This is a genomic window from Bradyrhizobium sp. Cp5.3 (genome assembly GCF_000426265.1).
Lineage (GTDB): Bacteria > Pseudomonadota > Alphaproteobacteria > Rhizobiales > Xanthobacteraceae > Bradyrhizobium > Bradyrhizobium neotropicale.
The window spans coordinates 54161-72419 of record NZ_AUFA01000030.1; the positions used below are offsets into that span (position 1 = coordinate 54161).

Here is an 18259-nt window from a genome sequence, read left to right on the forward strand (position 1 = left end):
CGATGGCTTCACATATCGACCGCGTTCCTGGAACGCGGACCGGCGCATGCAAGAGATCGATGACGAATTCGAAGTGAAGCTCGGGCGGATCGGCAATCGCAAAGCCAAGAAAGCAACCAGCTATCTTCGACGTGTCCGACAGGAGGCGCAAAAGGCCGGCATGGGCTCGCGGCGAGCCTCCTCGTTTACGGGCGGTCGGATCGGCCGCGGCCATGCTCACGGCACGACGCTCGCCGGACGCGCCCGAATGGCAGGCCGGCGGCGCGTCGTGATCAAGGCGCGGATCGTGCGCATCAAGGCCGGCGATACGGGCGCCGTACGAGCGCATCTGCGCTACGTTCAGCGCGATGGCGTGACGCGTGATGGCCAACCGGGCGACCTCTATGGCGCCAGCGATCGCGCCGATGGCAAGGCGTTCACCGAACGAAGCGATGGAGATCGCCACCAGTTCCGGTTCATTGTCGCGCCCGAGGACAGTGCGCAGCTCTCGGAGCTGAAGCCATTCGTCCGCGACCTGATGCGCCAGATGGAACAGGATCTCGGCACGAAGCTCGACTGGGTGGCGGCTGATCACTTCAACACGGGGCATCCGCATAGTCACATCGTGATCCGAGGCAAGGATGATCAGGGAAATGATCTCGTGATTGCCCGGGATTACATCACCCATGGCTTGCGGGCGCGGGCGGCAGACCTCATCACCCGCGAGCTTGGTCCTGAGACGGAGATCGAGGCCGTCCGCAAGCTTCAGCAGGAGGTTACGGCAGAACGGTTCACGCGCCTCGATCGAGCCATCCTGCGCGATGCGACGGACGGAGGTCTCGAGCTCGCTGCGAAGCCCGCAAGGGATCCGGTCTGGCACGCCACCCGAATGGGCCGGTTGCGGACGCTCGAGAGGATGGGGCTTGCGGAGGAGAACACCCCCGGCAACTGGCAGATCGATGCGGAGCTTGAGGCAAAGCTGAGGCGGCTCGGCGAGAGGGGCGATATCATCAAGACGATGCATCGGGAGCTGGCCACGGCGGGCATTGCACGGGCCGCCGGCACCTATGCGATCTTCGACCCGGAGCGGGCCGGTCAGCGACTGGTCGGCCGCGTTGTTGGCGAAGGGTTCGCGGATGAGCTGAGCGAACGTCGCTATGTGGTGCTTGATGGCGTCGATGGGCAAACGCACTATGCCGAGATCGGTATGCTTGCGTCCACTGAAGAGCCGCCCGTCCGAAATAGCCTCCTTGAGCTCAGACCTCGCTCCGCTGAGCCGCGTGAGATCGATCGGACTATCGCAAGAGTCGCTGCTGCCCGGCAGGGCGTTTACAGCGAACGCCTGCACCGGGATTACGATCCTCAGGTCTCGGGTGAGTATGTCGCTTCCCACGTCCGTCGGCTGGAAGCGATGCGGCAGGGTGGGATGGTAGAGCGGCTTGCCGATGGCCACTGGAAGGTCGGCGAGGATTACCTTGACCGGGCGCTTCGATACGAAGCGCTGCATCGTTCGCGTCAGCCGGTTCGAATCTCGGTGCTGTCATGGCAGAGGTTGGAAGACCTGCCGCAGGCCGCGGGCGCGACCTGGCTCGATCGTCAACTCTTGGCGAAGACGCCCGAGACTCTGGGGCCGACCGGGATGGGCGCGGAAGTCGAGGTTGCGCTGCGCACGAGGCGCCAATGGCTGATCGAACAGGGGCTTGCGCGCGAGCAGGAAGGGCAGGTGCGCTATGCGCGGGACCTCTTGCGGACGCTGGAGGGCCGTGAGCTCGCCCGGACGGCAGCGGACATATCTGCGCGAACGGGGCTGGAGCATATCGAGGTGAAAGCCGGCGATAAGTTGACCGGCGTCTATCGCCGCATGCTGACGCTGAACAGCGGCCGGTACGCGCTGGTCGAGCGGTCCCATGATTTCGCGCTGGTGCCTTGGCGGCCGGTCTTAGAGCGCGCGCGCGGGCAGATGGTTACAGGCAGTGTCGGCGGGGAGGGAATCTCGTGGTCGATCGGCATCAAGCGCGGTCTGGGTCTCTAGGAGCGCTCGGCGAACACTATCAGCTTGGAGCGAGTCCAACCTTGTATCGTCGCGCGAGCTGCCAGAACCAATCCTGATCCAGATTGGTTTCGCGGTCGATCTCCCGGATCGAGTCGCGAGCGCGGTCAAAGATAGCGAAGCAAAGAGCTTCGTCGTCGTGGCGCGCGTAGTAAGCTATGCCGTCGGGACGAAGGGGATGTTCGAACAGTGCTTTCGACCAGGCCTGCGGCGCATCGTAGGGGAGCCCTCCGTGAACGACCTCGGCCGTGGCGCCTAGTATGGCAAGGGAAAGACCCGCGAACCTGATCAGCTTCAAATCGGTCGTAATCTCGAGGCGAGCGTAGGCTTTCCGCCGAAGTAATCCTGGATCAATCAGAGTCTGTCCTGGGCGGCGCAAGAACGTTTCTGCGAATGCGCCATGCGTTTCGCGTGCGGCGTAGAGGACCCCGTACCCGCCATCGGGCGAATTCAACCGTCCTTCGCGAGAAGGGTCGAAGAAAATCGGCTCGTACTCGCTGGTGTAAAACCGATGCACAACAGTGCCGGCCCGCAGCCGGTAGAGGCGCGGCCGACGGCGAGCGACATTATCCGGCGGACGCGGGGCACTCACGCGCCTTGCTGAGCCATTCGCCTGGCGGCCTCGACCACGAGGTCGACCTTGCCTTGCTTGAGCAGATCAATGGGTTTGCGGCCATTCAGCCGATCATCAGGTTGAGCAAGGAAGTTGAGGATCGTCCAGGGATTGTCGGTCGGCAATGCCTCGCGAACGGATTTGAGACCTTCGACGACAGTACCGTCCACGTTGAACTGCAGCGTTGGAAAGCTTCGGTGGTTGCTGGGGCCAGGAACCGCAAGCAGGCTGCCTTCCTGCACGCGCTTGTCGATGGCCTGTCGAGAGACGCCACGCATCAACGTTCTGACCTGATCCAGATCGTAGGCGCCCCCCGACCGCCGAAGATCCTCCTGGGCGATGCGGACGCCCTCGAGGACGGCGAGGGCGCGCGCATCAGGCGCGAATGCCTCTTTGTTGACGACAGTCGCCATTCCAAAGCTTCCGGAGAAAAAGCGGAAAGCTCGACCCGCCAGTTGCTTGTTGCGCTCCCGGACTTTCTGCAGAGCCCTCGCGCTTTTGGACACGATCGCGACTTGAGCGTCCGCGGGAAGAGTGAGGTCCTTCAGAGCGCCTGGCTTGTGCTTGAGCACCATCATCACGCCGTCCTCGCGAACGGACGGAGCTTTGGTGGAGGAGGACTTTGACTGGGACTTGGACATGCGTTGAAACTCCACTTCAAATATCGGGAGTGGAGGCAACTTTGTCAACTTTGACAAACGAATATAGAGGTATTATGGAACCTCAGAGTAGCCGGGATCGAATATAATGGAGCTGAGCGACCGCCGCGGTAACCCCGCATCCAATATATGCCGTTCCGCAGCTAGATCACAGGTCGAGAAAATTCATCGTGTCGCGTTCCTTCCCTGTGATCGGTCGCATGAGCGACTCGCGTGCAGTTGTTTGGCGTTGGTGCGGGCGTTTGCGCGCGAGCTAGAAGCGAGTCGGCAACGAAATCCTGTTTGGGCCAACAGGTCACGAGCAGTTGAAGCGTTTGCTGACGCTACCTCAATCCAGACCGAGAATTGCTTCACTGCGCGAGGCTTTACCAACTTCGCGCTCTCTGACGACGCGGTTTTTTATTTCGATTGAACGCGGAAGGCGTTCGTCCTTTTCATCACGCCGCTGACATTGCGCGTGTGAATGGGGCGACGAATGTTTCCAGCAAAGATCTATGTGGGCCAGATCACGATCGTTTTCGGGATCGTCGTCGCGTCGACCTGGGGCGCAACGCAATGGACAGCGGCGGCTCTCGGCTTTCAAGCGCGCCTGGGAGAACCGTGGTTCGTCGTCATCGACTATCCGGTTTATCTGCCCTGGCGATTATTCGAATGGTGGTTCGTCTACGAAGCGTATGCGCCCGAAATCTTCGAAGAGGGGGGCGCCATCGCCGCGGCAGGCGGGGTCGCCGGTGCGTTGTTCGCAATCGTCAACTCGGTGTGGCGGGCGCGGCAAAATCAGCTCGTCACGACCTACGGCTCCGCGCGCTGGGCAAGCGCAAAGGAAATCCGGGCTGCCGGCTTGTTTGCGGCAAGAGGCGTCTTTCTCGGTCGCCTCGAAAACAACTACCTGCGTCATGAAGGACCGGAGCACGTCATGTGCTTTGCGCCGACGCGCTCGGGCAAAGGCGTTGGACTTGTCCTTCCCACACTGTTGTCTTGGACGTCGTCTGCGGTCGTGCATGACATCAAAGGTGAAAACTGGGAGCTAACCTCCGGTTGGCGCTCAACTTTCTCCCATTGCTTGCTGTTCAATCCGACCGACCCAAGGAGCGCCCGCTACAATCCTTTGCTCGAGGTCCGCAAGGGCGCGGCCGAAGTGCGCGACGTGCAGAACATCGCCGACATTCTGGTTGATCCGGAAGGTGCGCTCGAGCGCCGAACCCATTGGGAAAAAACCAGCCATTCGCTTTTGGTCGGCGTCATTCTTCACGTCCTCTATGCCGAAGAGCAGAAGACCCTTACCAGGGTCACCGAAATCCTGGCCGATCCTTCGCAGTCCTTCGAGAAGACGCTGAGGATCATGCTGGCGACCAACCATCTCGGAACCGGCGCACAGCCGAAGGTGCATCCCGTCGTCGCCGCGACCGCGCGGGAACTCTTGAACAAGTCCGAAAACGAGCGTTCAGGCGTCCTCTCGACCGCCGTCAGCTTCCTCGGGCTCTATCGGGATCCCATCGTCAGCCACAATACGGAAACTTGCGACTGGCGTATTGCAGATCTCGTCAGTGCGGCCAAGCCCGTCAGTCTCTACCTGGTCGTTCCGCCGTCGGACATCAGCCGCACCAAACCTCTGATCCGGCTGATCCTCAATCAGATCGGCCGCCGGCTGACCGAATCCTTGAATACCAAAGCGGGTGAGCCGGAGCATCGTCAGCTGCTGATGATGCTGGATGAGTTTCCGGCTCTTGGCCGGCTGGATTTCTTCGAGAGCGCGCTTGCCTTTATGGCCGGCTATGGCATCCGCGCCTATCTTATCGCACAGTCGCTGAATCAGATCGCAAAGGCTTACGGCGAGAACAATGCGATCCTGGACAATTGCCACGTTCGCATCGCGTTTGCCGCCAACGACGAACGTACTGCCAAGCGCATTTCCGATGCGCTAGGCACAGCCACCGAATTGCGCGCGCAGCGCAACTATGCCGGTCATCGGCTCGCGCCCTGGCTTGGCCATGTCATGGTCAGCCGCCAAGAGACCGCGCGGCCATTGCTTACCCCGGGTGAAGTGATGCAGTTGCCGCCGGAGCAGGCCATCCTCCTGGTCTCAGGCGTTGCGCCCATCCGCGCCCTGAAGCTCCGCCACTATGAGGATGCAAACTTCGTAAAGCGCCTTCGTCCGCCACCCCGCCTGGGCAGCAACGAATATTTGGACCGACCAGTCGTACGCGCCGACGACTGGCGTGGCGAGGCCCGCGCCGTCGATCTTCGCCTGGCGACGCTGCCATATCGGGAGCTCATGCAAGCAGACGCCGAGGAGGGCGGCCTCAAGCAGCAGTTGCCTCTGTTTGATGAGGCACCGCCGCCGGCCGACGACGTTCGTTCGACTGAAGAGCGCCTTCTCGATGACGAAGCCGATGTTGCCGCCGATCGCAACCAGATTCAGCGCGCTGCGAGCGCCCCCTCGACTGTTCGCCGCGCTCACGCGGTGACCCGCGACGACGACGATCTGCTTCCCGCATTCTGAAGGGCTGCTCATGAAACCGAAACTTTCAGCCTATGTATCCGACAGCGTATCGCAGCGGCTCGAACTTGCGGCCAAGCGGCCGGGGACCAACAAGTCAGCCATTGTCGATGCAGCCCTGGATCGTTTCCTCAATCCGGAGCGGGATACGACCGGAGACGCAGCGCTGATCCGACGGCTCGACCGTATGAGCGGGCAGCTTGATCGCTTCGACCGCGACCTCTCGGTCATGGCCGAGACCCTTGCGCTCTTCGTCCGCTACTACCTGACGATCACACCGCCTCTGCCGTCAGGGGACCAGGATGCAGCACGCGCGCTCGGGCGTGAGAGGTTCGACATGTTTGTCGCGCAGGTCGGCAAGCGCGTTGCCTCCGGCGGCCGGCTAGTTGCCGACGTCATGGAGCGCGTCAGCATTTCAAGGCCGGATCTTTTCACGCGAAGCATCGAGGAGGGCGCACCGCTAGGTGCCGCCCAGCATGCGGAAAGCGGATCCCGCTCGCAAAGTGCGACGGGCGAGCAGCCGGGGCCGTCTCCGGCAGGGCGGGAGGAGGCCAGCAATGTCTGACCTTCTCTCGCCCGAAACTCGGGAGCGCCGCCGCGGAATGCTGCGAACAGCGATGGGACCGGCCATCGCGATGGCGCTGGAAGAAGCCGACGTGGTCGAGGTCATGGCCAATCCTGATGGGAAACTTTGGCTCGATCGGCACGGTTCGGGCCGCGCGGATACCGGCGTCATCCTGACGGCACAGGAGGCCGAACGGATCATTCGCTTGGTGGCGAGCCATGTGCGGGCAGAGGCAAGCGCGGCGTCTCCGATCGTCTCGGCAGAGCTTCCCGAGACCGGCGAGCGATTTGAAGGAGTCCTGCCGCCGGTGTCGCTTGCGCCCTGCTTTTCGATCCGTAAGCCCGCCACAACGACATTTCGGTTTTCCGACTACGTCAAGGCGCAGATCGCTTCGCCATGGATCGCAAACGTGCTGACGACCGCGGTCAGGGAAAGCCGCAGCATTCTGATTGCCGGCGGCACGGGATCAGGCAAGACGACGCTTGCCAATGCGCTGCTCGCGGAGATCGCCGGCCTCAATGAGCGAATAGTCATCATTGAGGATACGCGCGAGCTCCGATGCGATGCCGAGGACGCCGTGACGCTCCGCACCAAGCCGGGCGTGGCGAATCTTGCCGACCTCGTGCGTTCCACCCTTCGCCTGCGACCCGATCGGATCGTTGTCGGCGAGGTGAGGGGTGCGGAGGCCCTCGACATGCTGAAGGCCTGGAATACAGGCCATCCAGGCGGCATCGCGACAGTACACGCCAACTCCGCCCGCGCGGCGCTCTATCGGATTGAGCAACTGATCCAGGAGGCCGTGGCGACCGTTCCGCGCCGGCTGATCGCGGAGGCGATTGATCTCATCGTCTTCATTAAGGGGCGCGGCTCCGCCCGTCGCATCGAGGAAGTGCTGCAACTCAAGGGCCTCGATTCTGCCGGCGACTACCTGCTCGAAACCCCGCACGGTCTTCCAACCATCGGCTATCGCCCCTGATCAACGGAGAATGTGACATGTCTGTTCGACTGCTTTCTGCCGCGCGCGTCTATGTCTACCGAGACCATCAGCCGCTCTTTGCCCAGCTCGGAATCGCCTTTGCCTGCGTTGTCTTGACCACATCGGCGGCTCATGCGGCCGGCTCCGGCATGCCGTGGGAAGCGCCGCTGCAACGTGTTCTGGAATCCGTACAGGGGCCGGTCGCCAAGATCGTCGCTGTCATCATCATTACCGTGACCGGCATATCCCTCGCTTTTGGCGACACCTCGGGCGGCTTTCGCAAGATGGTCCAGGTCGTGTTCGGCCTGTCGATCGCCTTTGCGGCCAGCTCCTTCTTCCTTTCGTTCTTCTCGTTCGGCGGCGGAGCGCTGATCTGATGCGGCCGGAAGGATTCGAGCTTGTGCTCCACCGCTCGCTTACCGAGCCGATCTTGATGGGCGGTGCGCCGCGGGCGGCCGCCATCCTGATCGGCACCTTGTCGGCGGCCTTGGCGCTCGGGCTGCGGCTTTGGCTCGTTGGCCTCGCGCTCTGGATCGTTGGTCATGGGGCCGCGGTTTGGCTCGCCAAGCGAGATCCGGCGTTCGTCGAGGTCGCGGTTCGTCACACCAAGCATAAGGGGTGGCTCGCGTGCTGAACTTGCGGGAATTTCGCACCGACGCCTATCGTCTGGCGGACTGGCTGCCCTGGGCCTGCCTGGTCGCGCCCGGCGTGATCCTGAACAAAGATGGCAGCTTTCAGCGCACCATCCGTTACCGGGGGCCCGATCTCGACAGCGCGACTGAAGCCGAGCTGATGAGCGCCGCCTCGCGCGTTAATAATGTGCTCAAGCGCTTTGGATCGGGCTGGGCATTGTTCTTTGACGCGACGCGTATCCAGGCGGCCGAGTACCCGCGTTCAGAATTTCCAGACCCTGTCTCATGGCTCATCGACGAAGAGCGACGGGCTGCCTTTGAAGGGGCGACTGATGCTTCATGGGATGATCCGTCCCGGCCGGGCGGGCAGCACTTCGAGAGCGTTCAGCATCTCACTCTCATGTATTTGCCGCCGCCCGAACGCGTGTCGCGGCTTGAGGGTCTTTTTCTGGAGCGTCCGCGCGAAACCGGACTCAGAGTACGGCGTTCGAGCCCGCCGTTTCCCCAGGCACTTGAGCAGGAGAAGCAAGAGGAGGGTGCGCTCGCCGGTGGAGCGCCAGACGGGGCGGAGCCCGCCGAAGAGCCAGACCGGGAACCAGGCTATCGAGATCATCTTCAGCGCTTCATCCAGGAGACGGATCGCGCAATCGACTTGCTGTCATCGGTCGTTCCGGAAATCTGGCCGCTGAATGACGAGGAAACTCTCACTTACCTTCATAGCTGCATCTCGACCAAGCGGCATCCGGTCGGCGTTCCAGAAATCCCGGCCTACCTCGATTGCTTCTTGGCCGACGAGCCGCTGACGGGAGGATTGTCGCCGGCGATCGGCCGCAGCCACCTTCGTGCGCTGACGGTTCTCGGGTTTCCGCATGTGACGTTTCCCGGCCTGCTCGACGAACTGAACCGGCTTGGCGTCGCCTATCGCTGGACAACCCGGTTCATTCCGCTCGACCGCACGGAAGCGAATGCCACATTGTCGCGTTATCGCCGCCAATGGTTCGCCAAACGGAAGTCGCTCGCCGCGATCGTCAAGGAGGTGATGTTCAACGAACAGGCGGCGCTCCTTGACACCGATGCCAGCAACAAGGCGATTGACGCCGATGCAGCGCTGTCCGAGCTCGGCGACGATCTGGTTGCCTTTGGCTATATCACCACGACGGTAACCGTCACCGATGAGGACTCGCGCGCGGCTGACGACAAGCTCCGTGCCCTCGAGCGAACCATAAACAGCCGTGGCTTCACGACGATCCGCGAGACGATCAATGCCGTCGAAGCCTGGCTCGGCGGTTTGCCGGGACAGGTCTATGCCAATGTAAGACAGCCGATCGTCCACACCCTCAACCTCGCTCACATGTGCCCCTTATCCTCAGTGTGGGCGGGGCCTGCCCGTTGCGAGCACCTGGACGGACCGCCGCTCCTGATCGCCAAGACCAAGGGATCGACTCCATTTCGATTGTCGCTCCACGCCGGCGACGTCGGGCACACGATCGTCGTCGGTCCTACGGGCGCAGGCAAGTCGGTGCTGCTCTCGATGCTAGCCCTTCAATTCCGCCGCTATCCGAATGCGCAAGTGATCACGTTCGACAAAGGCCGTTCCGCGCGCGCCACCACGCTCGCTCTTTCTGGCGCTTGGTACGAACTCGGAGCGAGGGGCGGACTCGCCTTCCAACCTCTCAAGAACGTCGCGGAGGATGGAGCCAGGCTCTGGGCGCTCGACTGGCTCTGCGGCGTGCTTGCCCATGAGAGCGTTACCGTAACGCCCGAGATCAAGGAGACACTTTGGTCCGCGCTCAAGAGCCTCGGCTCTGCGCCGGTTTCCGAGCGTACGATGACGGGATTCGTAGCGCTGCTTGCGCGCGATGCCCTGCGTCAGGCCCTGCAGCCCTACACCCTGGAAGGCCCTTACGGCCGCTTTCTTGACGCAGACGCTGACCGTCTGTCTGCTGCCGACGTGCTCACCTTCGAGATGGAGGAGTTGATGGCGTTGCCCGGTCTGGTCGCGCCGCTTCTCACCTATCTCTTCCACACCCTCGAAGAGCATTTTGACGGACGCCCGACGCTACTGGTTCTTGATGAAGCCTGGGTGTTTCTCGACGATCCATTATTCTCCGGCCGTATCCGCGAATGGCTGAAGACGCTGCGCAAGAAGAACGTGGCTGTGATCTTCGCCACCCAGTCGCTTGCGGATATCGCCGAGAGCGAAATCGCGCCTGCAATCATTGAGTCCTGTCCAACGCGGATTTTCCTGCCAAACCCGCGCGCGCTCGAGCCGACCCAGAGCGAGACCTATCGCCGCTTCGGCTTGAACGACACTCAAGTCAGCCTGATCGCCGAAGCCTTTCCCAAGCGCGACTACTATCTGCAGTCTCGCGCCGGCAATCGCTTGTTTGAGCTTGGGCTTGGTCCGGTGGCGCTCGCCTTTGCTGCTGCATCCTCGCCGGATGACCAGCGTGCCATTGATGCAATCCTTGCCGGAGCCGATCCCCGCGATTTCGCCAAGCACTATCTCGCTGAGCGCGACCTGCACTGGGCCGCAAACTTGATCAGCACCTTCGAACAGGTCCGCAGAGCCTGACCTCAAGTTCAACGTTGGAGGTTTCGATGATCGAAGATACTGTCGGCTTATGTTATGTCCGCAAAGTGCGGAGGACGGGCGCGACCATCGCGCTGTCTATCATCCTTGTTGCGACAGGGGCCGGGCGCCTTGATGCGCAAGTCGTCGTGTTCGACCCTTCGAACTACGGCAAGAACCTCCTGACTGCGGCCCGCTCACTTGAGCAGATCAATAACCAGATCCGGGGCCTCGAAAACCAGGCGCAGTCGCTGCTCAATCAGGCCAAGAACCTTACCAAGCTGCCGACAAGCGTCGTCGGTCAGCTAACTTCAACCATTAATCAAATGAACAGCCTGATCACCCAGGCAAAGGGCATTTCGTTCGATATTCAGAAAAGCCAGCAGAGCTTCGAGAGTCTCTATCCACGCCAGTATGGTGCGGCGGTCTCGTCCGACAAGATGGTCCAGGACGCGACGGCTCGCTGGAACAACAGCTACGAGGGCTTGAAGCAGGCTCTCACCGTGCAATCAGCCATCGTCGGCACGCTGGACCAGGACAATCAGACGCTCCAACGATTGATGACAGGCTCATCCGGTGCGATTGGCTCGCTTCAAGCGCAGCAGTCGGGAAATGAGTTGCTGGCTCTGCAGATAAAGCAATCCTTGCAAACTCAGACTCTCCTGGTGGCTCAGTCACGTGCGGATACGTTGCGAGCAGCCGAACAGCAGGTGTCATCTGCCGCGGCGCAGGAGCGCTTCGTCCGCTTCATCGGCGATGGTCATGCATATGCCGGCGGCAAGTAGGTGAGGGCGCCATGGCCGATCTCTCTGTGATTGACCGCTTTACCGAGACGTTTTCGCACTACATCGACTCGGGCTTCGGCCTTCTGTCTGGCGATGTCACCTTCCTGAGCTCAACGCTGGTTGGAATCGATCTGACGCTCGCCGGACTTGCCTGGAGCCTGCGGGCTGACGATCAGATCCTGGTTACGCTTGCCAAGAAGGTGCTCTATGTGGGCGCCTTCGCTTTCATCATCGGCAACTTCAAGAGCCTTGCCGATATCATCTTTGCGTCCTTTTCCAGTATCGGCCTAAAGGCATCCGGCGGGGCCTTGAGCGCGGCCGATCTCGCGCGGCCAGGCTTCGTTGCGTCCGCCGGATTCACTGCGGCTCATCCGCTGTTGGAGGAAACCGGCAAGTTCTCGGGCCTCGACGTCCTGACTAACGCTCCCACGATCCTGATCATGCTATTTTGCTGGATCTTGATCGTGCTCGCGTTCTTTGTGCTGTCGGTGCAGCTCTTCGTCACGCTGATCGAGTTCAAGCTGACGACGCTTGCGAGCTTTATCCTGGTGCCGTTCGCGCTTTGGGGAAAGACCGCGTTCCTGGCGGAGAAGACGCTGGGCAACGTGGTCGCGTCCGGCGTGAAAGTGATGGTTCTCGCGATCATCATCGGCATCGGATCAACGATCTTTGGCCAACTTGCCAGCACACTGACGCACCCGATCGACATTGCGTCGGCCATGAGCCTGTTGCTTGCGGCGCTGTCACTGTTCGGGCTTGGCATCTTCGGGCCCGGCATCGCGGCTGGACTGGTTTCCGGTGCGCCTCAGCTTGGAGCTGGCGCAGCGGCCGGAACGGTGGCGGGCGCAGCGGCTGTCGCGATCGGAGGTGGAGCAGCAGCCTGGGGTGGTCTGCGCGCTGCAGCCAGCGGTTCGATGGCCTCGGTCCGCTCGGCAGCATCCCTGGCGGGAGCATCTTCAGGCGCCACGTCAGCCCAGGCGCAAGCTGCAGGAAAGCTCCCGGATTCGATAGCTGGCTCCAGCGCTACAGGCGCGGCGTCTTCAAAATCTGCCCCTCCGCCGTCCCCGCCAGGTCGGGGGCACGTCGGCGAGGCCGCGAAGATGGCGGCTCATACCCTGAAGGAAGGGGATCGAGGCGGACACTCTATGAGTCCGAAGCTGGAGGAGGACTGACAGATGGCTGCCCATCCCTTTCAGCGCGTCTCCGTTCGATATGGCGAGACGCCAGAACCGGTCACCCCCTACCAAAAGGCGGCACAGGTATGGGACGAGCGGCTCGGCTCGGCGCGCGTTCAGGCGGGTAACTGGCGGTTGGCGGCGCTGGCAGCCATCAGCCTGTCCGGCGTGCTGGGTCTGGTGATCCTCGCTCAGATCGCCCGCTCGGGTGTCGTGCCATACGTGGTCGAGGTCGACCGGCTCGGTGAAGTCCGTGCGGTCGGGCCCGCGTTCGAGGCTTACCAGCCTTCGGATGCGCAGATCGCGCATTTCCTGGCCCGGTTTATCGAGGACGTCCGATCGCTGTCGATCGATCCCGTCGTCGTGCGGACGAACTGGCTCCGCGCATACGACTTCGTCACCGACCGCGGCGCGCAGGCTTTGAACGATTATGCACGCGATGCCGATCCCTTCACGAAAATCGGCTCGAGGACGGTGACGGTCGAAGTGACCTCCGTGGTGCGCGCATCCGGCGACAGCTTTGAAATCCGCTGGAAGGAAAACACCTACGAAAACGGTTCGATTGCGAAGACGGAGCGGTACACCGGGCTCGCCACCGCCGTCCTGAAGCCACCCACTGATGCCGAGATCCTGCGCAAGAATCCGCTTGGCCTGTACGTCCACTCCCTCAACTGGTCACGCGACCTGATCGGAGACTCCAAATGAACGCTGCTGCCCGCACCAAACTCGCGTCGACCAGCGTGCTTTCCTTGTCGGTCCTGCTCTGCGGGTGCGCGACCAAGCTCAACCTTGACGCGCCTTATGATGACATGACGTTTGAGCGAGCCGTTCCGGAGGCCGAACCGCCAAAGCCGGTTGAAATCGTCGAGACCCCGAAGATCTTGCCGTTGCCGGGCCAGCTCAAGCCCTATCCAACAAAGGGAAAGGAAGAGAAGGTCCCGCCTGAACAGGCGATCGCGAAAGCCAACAAAGTAGCGCGGATGGAGCCGACCCGCGCAGGATATCTCAACGCGATCCAGGTCTATCCATGGACGGACGGGGCGCTCTATCGACTCTATACAAGCCCTGAGAGGGTTTCGACCATCGCGCTTCAATCCGGTGAGGAACTGATCGACATTTCCACCGGCGACACCGTTCGATGGGTGGTCGGCGATACCGCAAGCGGGCAGGGAAGCACCCGGCGCGTCCACATCCTGGTGAAGCCCTCGCTTCCGGACATTCAGACGAACCTTGTGGTTCTAACGGACCGGCGCACTTACCACCTGGAGCTTGTTTCTACGAAGCAGACCTATATGGCTTCGATTTCGTGGACGTATCCGACCGATACGCTTGTGGCGCTTCACAAACAGAATGCGGCGGCCCAAGAGAATGAAGAACGGATCGCTGATCGCGGAGTTCGGCTCGACAGTTTGAACTTCCGCTATCGCATCGAAGGCGATGACCCGCCATGGCGGCCTTTGCGCGCTTTCGATGACGGCCGCAAGGTCTATATCGAGATGCCATCGGGCCTGTCACAGGGCGAGGCACCGCCCTTGTTCGTTGCTGGAGCCGATGGGCGCCCAAACCTCGTCAACTACCGGGTACGCGGTTCCTATTACATCGTCGACAGGCTGTTTGGGGCTGCCGAACTGCGCCTCGGCGAAAGTCCGCAGCGTGTCGTCCGGATCATCCGCACCGATGCGAAGCCGGTGTCACAGCAGATTTTCAGCTTCGGGAGAGCTTCATGACGAATGGGCCGAACCAGGAGCCTCCCGAGCCACTCGAATTGCGGGCGCGCCCGAGGCCAATTCAGCGCCTCAACAGGCGAGCGCTCATGGTCGGTTGCGCGGTTGCCGTGCTCGTGATTGCCGGCGCAACAATTATTGCGCTTCGCCAGCCGCGGGCATTCAAAGGAACGGAGCGCTCAGAGCTCTACAACACCGATCGGAAGCAGACTGCCGACGGCTTGGACAAGCTGCCGAAGACCTACGCCGACCTGCCGGTGCCTCGACTTGGACCGCCATCGCCAGGCGATATTGGTCGGGCCTTTGCCGAGACCGAGAAGAAGGCAGGTGTATCTCCCGCGGCGGACCTTGCCACAAGCCCGGAAGAGGACGCCGAAAGAGCCGAACGCGTTCGCCAGATGCGCATCGCCCAGCAAGCCAAGGAGTCGGGCTTGTTCATCAGACTGTCGGAGAAACAGGAGAAGAGTAGGCCGACAAGCGCGCCAGATTCGCCGGCTAGCGGCCCGTCCGCGTTCCGTCCCCCGGCAACCGATGCGGCTCCGTCAGCCAGCGATCTGGCAAAGACCGCGCAGGGTATGATCGACCGCTCCAGCGAAATCATTCCCTCATCGCAGGCGCGCAAGCTAGCGTTCGCAAACGCGAAAGCTGACACCGAGACGACGAATCCTCATGCCCTCGCGCCGGTGCCTTCCACATTTGCCGTGATGGCGGGGTCCATTATTCCGGCAAGCCTCATCACCGGTTTGAACTCCGACTTGCCGGGCGCGACGATCGCTCAGGTCACCGAGAACGTATTCGACACGGTGACGGGCGAGCATCTGTTAGTCCCGCAGGGAACGCGGATCGTGGGCAAATACGATAGCGTCGTCGCGTTTGGCCAGAAACGGGCGCTAGTGGTCTGGTCGCGGCTCATCCTGCCGAATGGCAATTCGATCGTGATCGAGAACCTTCCGGCGAGCGATGTCGCAGGTTACGCCGGACTCGAGGACGAAGTTGATTTTCACACCTGGCAGTTGCTCAAGGGTGTGGCTCTGGCAACCTTGATTGGCGTGGGTACTCAGCTATCGATCGGCAACAATCAGAACGATCTCGTCACGGCGCTGCGCCAAAGCGTTCAACAATCAACCAACCAAGCAGGCCAGCGTGTCGTGGAGCGAGAGCTCGACGTGCAGCCGACGATTACGGTGCGGCCGGGATGGCCGCTGCGGGTGATTGTTTCGAAGGATCTTGTTTTGAAGCCGTATCAGGACGCTCAGACAGTGGTGAAGGGCAGATAAGGGATGAAGCTTGCGAAGATACCTGATCGGACACCGGTCAAGTTGAACGTCGTATTGTCTCCAAGCCTTGCGAAACGGTTGCGGGATTATGCTGATTTCTACGCGGAGACTTACGGCAGTCGGGAAGAGGTGGCGGAGCTAATACCGTTTATGCTTGAGGCATTTCTTGACGGCGATGCAGCCTTTAAGAAAGATAAGAAAAAGGTCGGCGGTACAAAATCATCGCTGGACGATTGATAGGATTCAAACCGATGTTGCGGACCTAAGCTTCAGCGCACATCCGCGCGAGTGCGGTCTTTACATATTCGATAGATTGCTCGAGTGATCGTAAGAGCCCGCGCAGGTCGCTTGTCGATGCCTCCTCTAGCCGAAGGCTGTTCGTGCTGACAGTCTCCAAAATCAAACGATCTAGTGGGACAACTGAACGAGTTCTCAGCACTTCCAATCCTGATGAAGCGTGGATCTGTGACACTACTTCGCCGGAAGGGCTAACTGTAGTGACGAGCTCTAGTCCGGATGCAATTTCCTCTTCGAGCATGTAAACGGGAAGTTCAACACCCGCCAAAATGTGGTCCAACCCCTCGGTTCGATAACCGACGCGAAAGAATCGCCCATCGGGCAGGGAGACCCGATCAACGAAAGGTTCAACTGACGGGGGGTGCGCATTGACCATTTGAAAGACCCTACTAGGGTCCACAATACCTAGTATACTAGGTGGAGATCAAGTAGCGTTTGGTGCCGTCATGCCGCATGAAGTTGCGGCGGGTGGTAGCCAAGAATCTTCGACGTTTGCGATTGAAGGGCGGCCTTTCTCAAGAGGAATTGGCTGATCGCGCTGGCCTGAATCGCAATTACGTTGGAATGATTGAGCGTGAGGAAAACGCGCCGACCGTGGACGCTCTTGAGCAAATTTCAGAAGCACTTGGTGTTGACCCGGTCGTCCTATTTCAAGAACGGTAGTGAACGGTGAGCCCCCTTTTGGTGGCGTGAATATGTTCGGACGGTCTACACTCATGGACTGATTGACGGGCTGAGCGGCCAGCTTCCACCGGACAATCGGCCGACGAAAGCAATGTATCGGATCAAAAATACCGCGGGCAATCACGGCTTATTTGATCGCGGACGAGTTGACGGAATGATAAAATCTTCGGTCCGAACAACCAGAGGCAGAAAGCTTATGGGATATGCGTCGTGTCTCGAAGACAACATCGATAAGGTATATGACAATTGGCACATGCGTGGCGGATATCGGCCCGAGCCTAGGAAAGACCCCGAGCCTATCTTTGTCACGGGCTCTCCACCCCTGCAGCCTGCTATAGCCACGGTCGTGATACCGCCGCAGCCCAGACCGGCCCCTGAAACCATTGCCGAGCGGAAGCGCGCCCAGCACGAAAAGCACGTCTTAGCCATTTACGAGCTGATGCCGGGTAGCCGCTGGCGGCATTGAAAATTCACGCAGCGGCGCGGTCTTCCTTGTCCTCGCCGCGCATCACGATCTTCAGCGCATCATCCGGCAAGGGCCGCTGCAGGGCCTTTGCTTCGTGCCAGGGCGCGCGCAGCCAGATGTCGCGCTCTTCTTCCGTTGTCAGGATCACCGGCATCGCCTTGGAATGGATCGGCTCGACGATGGCGTTCGGCGTCGTAGTGAGGAAACCATAGACAAGGTGGGGGCCGGGGATCGGCTTTGACTTCGTGCCGCGATCACCTTTGAACTCAGTCCAGATACCCGCGAAGGTAAATAGCTGACGCGCGTCATTCAGCGCAAACCACACGACGTCTTTCTTCTTTGTTGCGGGATTCGCCTCGGGCGCATATTCAGCGAAGCTGTTCGCGGGTACCAGGCAGCGGCTCTCGGGCTTCAGCCAGCCGCGCCAATGCGGTGACGACGTGTTGCGGATGTTTGTTACGGGCGGGCCGCTTGTGCGCGGCGGGGGCGGCATTCCCCAGCGCATTGGCACCATCTCTTCGGCGTCGCCGGCGCTGCGTATCACCGGTGCCGCATAGTCCGGGAAGACGCCCGGCATCGGCGGCAGGTTGCCGACGTACCGGTTCATTCGCCGGAACAGCGCGGCGATAGCCGCCTGGTTGGTGGTGATCGAATAGAGATTGCACATGAGCTGGCACCATCCCGGTTTTTGCTCCCGGTTAACCCGAATTCACCGCCCTGGCCTAACCGGCCGTTTTGCCGATTGACTTTAAGTTCCTGTTTTGTTCTATTCAAGCCAAAGCCGGATGACAGCGATGGGACTTGAGCACATCCGCTCGGAGATCGAGCACATGCGCGCGCAGATCAGCCGCCGACGCCGCGAGATACTGACGCTCCAGCGTGCCGAGATTCCGACCGCCTCCGCCGAGGTGCTTTTGCAGCGCATGCTCGACAAGGTCGACGGACTTTGCGCCGAGCGTGACCGGCTGAAGGCCGAGGAGCCGAAATCGCAAAAGAGCAGGGTGCTGGGAGGCCGGAGTTGGTGACCCGGCCTCTTCAATGGTTCGACGATACGGCCGATCATCCGTCGTGGATAAATGCGCTGGAAGAGGTGCGCAGGCAGGCGACGCGCGAGGGCTACTGCTATCATCATGTCCAGGCCATCATTGTTGCAATTGATCAGTACGCCGAGCTGCGCTCGGCAATCGCGAGTTCTTCTGGAGCAAGCCGTATAGCATCGGTAGCAAGCGGGAAGGTCCGGCGCCTTAAGGGAGCTTGAGCTGTCGCGTGCCGTGCGTCGGCCGCCGTTCAAGCCGCAAATTCGTT

General features: G+C 61.1%; 19 protein-coding genes. 16 read left to right on the plus strand and 3 right to left on the minus strand.

Annotation, left to right across the window (positions count from 1 at the left end):
• Nucleotides 1-46 precede the first annotated feature (46 nt).
• A complete protein-coding gene (gene rlxS / locus K289_RS0130160; protein ID WP_027554900.1) occupies nt 47-2011 on the plus strand; it encodes a relaxase/mobilization nuclease RlxS in 1965 nt (654 codons plus the stop codon).
• Nucleotides 2012-2030: 19 nt separating this feature from the next.
• Here rlxS and K289_RS0130165 read toward each other — a convergent pair whose 3' ends face one another.
• Both K289_RS0130165 and K289_RS0130170 read right to left on the minus strand, forming a co-directional pair.
• The gene (locus K289_RS0130165) at nt 2031-2621 is read right to left on the minus strand and encodes an RES family NAD+ phosphorylase (protein ID WP_027554901.1); all 591 of its coding nucleotides are present in this window, start codon (nt 2619-2621) and stop codon (nt 2031-2033) included.
• Complete coding sequence (locus tag K289_RS0130170; protein ID WP_245284040.1) at nt 2618-3220, minus strand: hypothetical protein; 603 nt, start codon at nt 3218-3220, stop codon at nt 2618-2620. Before K289_RS0130170 ends, K289_RS0130165 begins: the two co-directional genes overlap by 4 nt.
• A 556-nt stretch (nt 3221-3776) precedes the next feature.
• Here K289_RS0130170 and K289_RS0130175 point away from each other — a divergent pair.
• From K289_RS0130175 to K289_RS45645, 13 genes are all read left to right on the plus strand, one after another.
• The gene (locus K289_RS0130175) at nt 3777-5804 is read left to right on the plus strand and encodes a conjugal transfer protein TraG (RefSeq protein ID WP_027554903.1); all 2028 of its coding nucleotides are present in this window, start codon (nt 3777-3779) and stop codon (nt 5802-5804) included.
• 10 nt (nt 5805-5814) lie between these two features.
• Entirely contained in the window at nt 5815-6366 is a 552-nt protein-coding gene (locus tag K289_RS0130180; protein ID WP_027554904.1) for a hypothetical protein, read from the plus strand.
• Nucleotides 6359-7342, plus strand: coding sequence for a P-type conjugative transfer ATPase TrbB (gene trbB, locus K289_RS0130185; RefSeq protein ID WP_027554905.1), 984 nt, complete (start codon nt 6359-6361; stop codon nt 7340-7342). The genes K289_RS0130180 and trbB overlap by 8 nt, the downstream gene beginning before the upstream one ends.
• A 17-nt stretch (nt 7343-7359) precedes the next feature.
• Complete coding sequence (locus K289_RS0130190) at nt 7360-7719, plus strand: TrbC/VirB2 family protein (protein ID WP_084788774.1); 360 nt, start codon at nt 7360-7362, stop codon at nt 7717-7719.
• Entirely contained in the window at nt 7719-7976 is a 258-nt protein-coding gene (locus K289_RS0130195) for a VirB3 family type IV secretion system protein (RefSeq protein ID WP_027554907.1), read from the plus strand. The genes K289_RS0130190 and K289_RS0130195 overlap by 1 nt, the downstream gene beginning before the upstream one ends.
• Nucleotides 7970-10549, plus strand: coding sequence for a conjugal transfer protein TrbE (gene trbE, locus K289_RS0130200; RefSeq protein ID WP_027554908.1), 2580 nt, complete (start codon nt 7970-7972; stop codon nt 10547-10549). Before K289_RS0130195 ends, trbE begins: the two co-directional genes overlap by 7 nt.
• Before the next feature lie 26 nt (nt 10550-10575).
• A complete protein-coding gene (gene trbJ / locus K289_RS0130205) occupies nt 10576-11331 on the plus strand; it encodes a P-type conjugative transfer protein TrbJ (RefSeq protein ID WP_051310965.1) in 756 nt (251 codons plus the stop codon).
• Between the two features lie 11 nt (nt 11332-11342).
• Complete coding sequence (gene trbL / locus K289_RS0130210; RefSeq protein ID WP_027554910.1) at nt 11343-12503, plus strand: P-type conjugative transfer protein TrbL; 1161 nt, start codon at nt 11343-11345, stop codon at nt 12501-12503.
• Nucleotides 12504-12506: 3 nt separating this feature from the next.
• Nucleotides 12507-13211: a conjugal transfer protein TrbF gene (gene trbF, locus K289_RS0130215; protein WP_027554911.1), complete on the plus strand. Its 705-nt coding sequence runs from the start codon at nt 12507-12509 to the stop codon at nt 13209-13211.
• Nucleotides 13208-14233 (plus strand): P-type conjugative transfer protein TrbG, encoded by a 1026-nt coding sequence (gene trbG, locus K289_RS0130220; protein WP_027554912.1) that lies wholly within the window; start codon nt 13208-13210, stop codon nt 14231-14233. Before trbF ends, trbG begins: the two co-directional genes overlap by 4 nt.
• Complete coding sequence (locus K289_RS0130225; RefSeq protein WP_027554913.1) at nt 14230-15507, plus strand: TrbI/VirB10 family protein; 1278 nt, start codon at nt 14230-14232, stop codon at nt 15505-15507. The genes trbG and K289_RS0130225 overlap by 4 nt, the downstream gene beginning before the upstream one ends.
• 3 nt (nt 15508-15510) lie before the next feature.
• A complete protein-coding gene (locus tag K289_RS0130230; RefSeq protein WP_027554914.1) occupies nt 15511-15744 on the plus strand; it encodes a DUF2274 domain-containing protein in 234 nt (77 codons plus the stop codon).
• 513 nt (nt 15745-16257) lie between these two features.
• Nucleotides 16258-16467: a helix-turn-helix domain-containing protein gene (locus K289_RS45645; protein ID WP_035686300.1), complete on the plus strand. Its 210-nt coding sequence runs from the start codon at nt 16258-16260 to the stop codon at nt 16465-16467.
• A gap of 491 nt (nt 16468-16958) precedes the next feature.
• Here the strand turns inward: K289_RS45645 and K289_RS0130240 are convergent, their stop codons facing one another.
• Nucleotides 16959-17621, minus strand: coding sequence for an SOS response-associated peptidase (locus tag K289_RS0130240; protein WP_027554916.1), 663 nt, complete (start codon nt 17619-17621; stop codon nt 16959-16961).
• A 127-nt stretch (nt 17622-17748) separates the two neighbouring features.
• Here K289_RS0130240 and K289_RS0130245 point away from each other — a divergent pair, with 127 nt between their 5' ends.
• The gene (locus K289_RS0130245; RefSeq protein WP_027554917.1) at nt 17749-17979 is read left to right on the plus strand and encodes a hypothetical protein; all 231 of its coding nucleotides are present in this window, start codon (nt 17749-17751) and stop codon (nt 17977-17979) included.
• Nucleotides 17973-18212, plus strand: coding sequence for a hypothetical protein (locus tag K289_RS49150; RefSeq protein ID WP_371260868.1), 240 nt, complete (start codon nt 17973-17975; stop codon nt 18210-18212). Before K289_RS0130245 ends, K289_RS49150 begins: the two co-directional genes overlap by 7 nt.
• Nucleotides 18213-18259 lie beyond the last annotated feature (47 nt).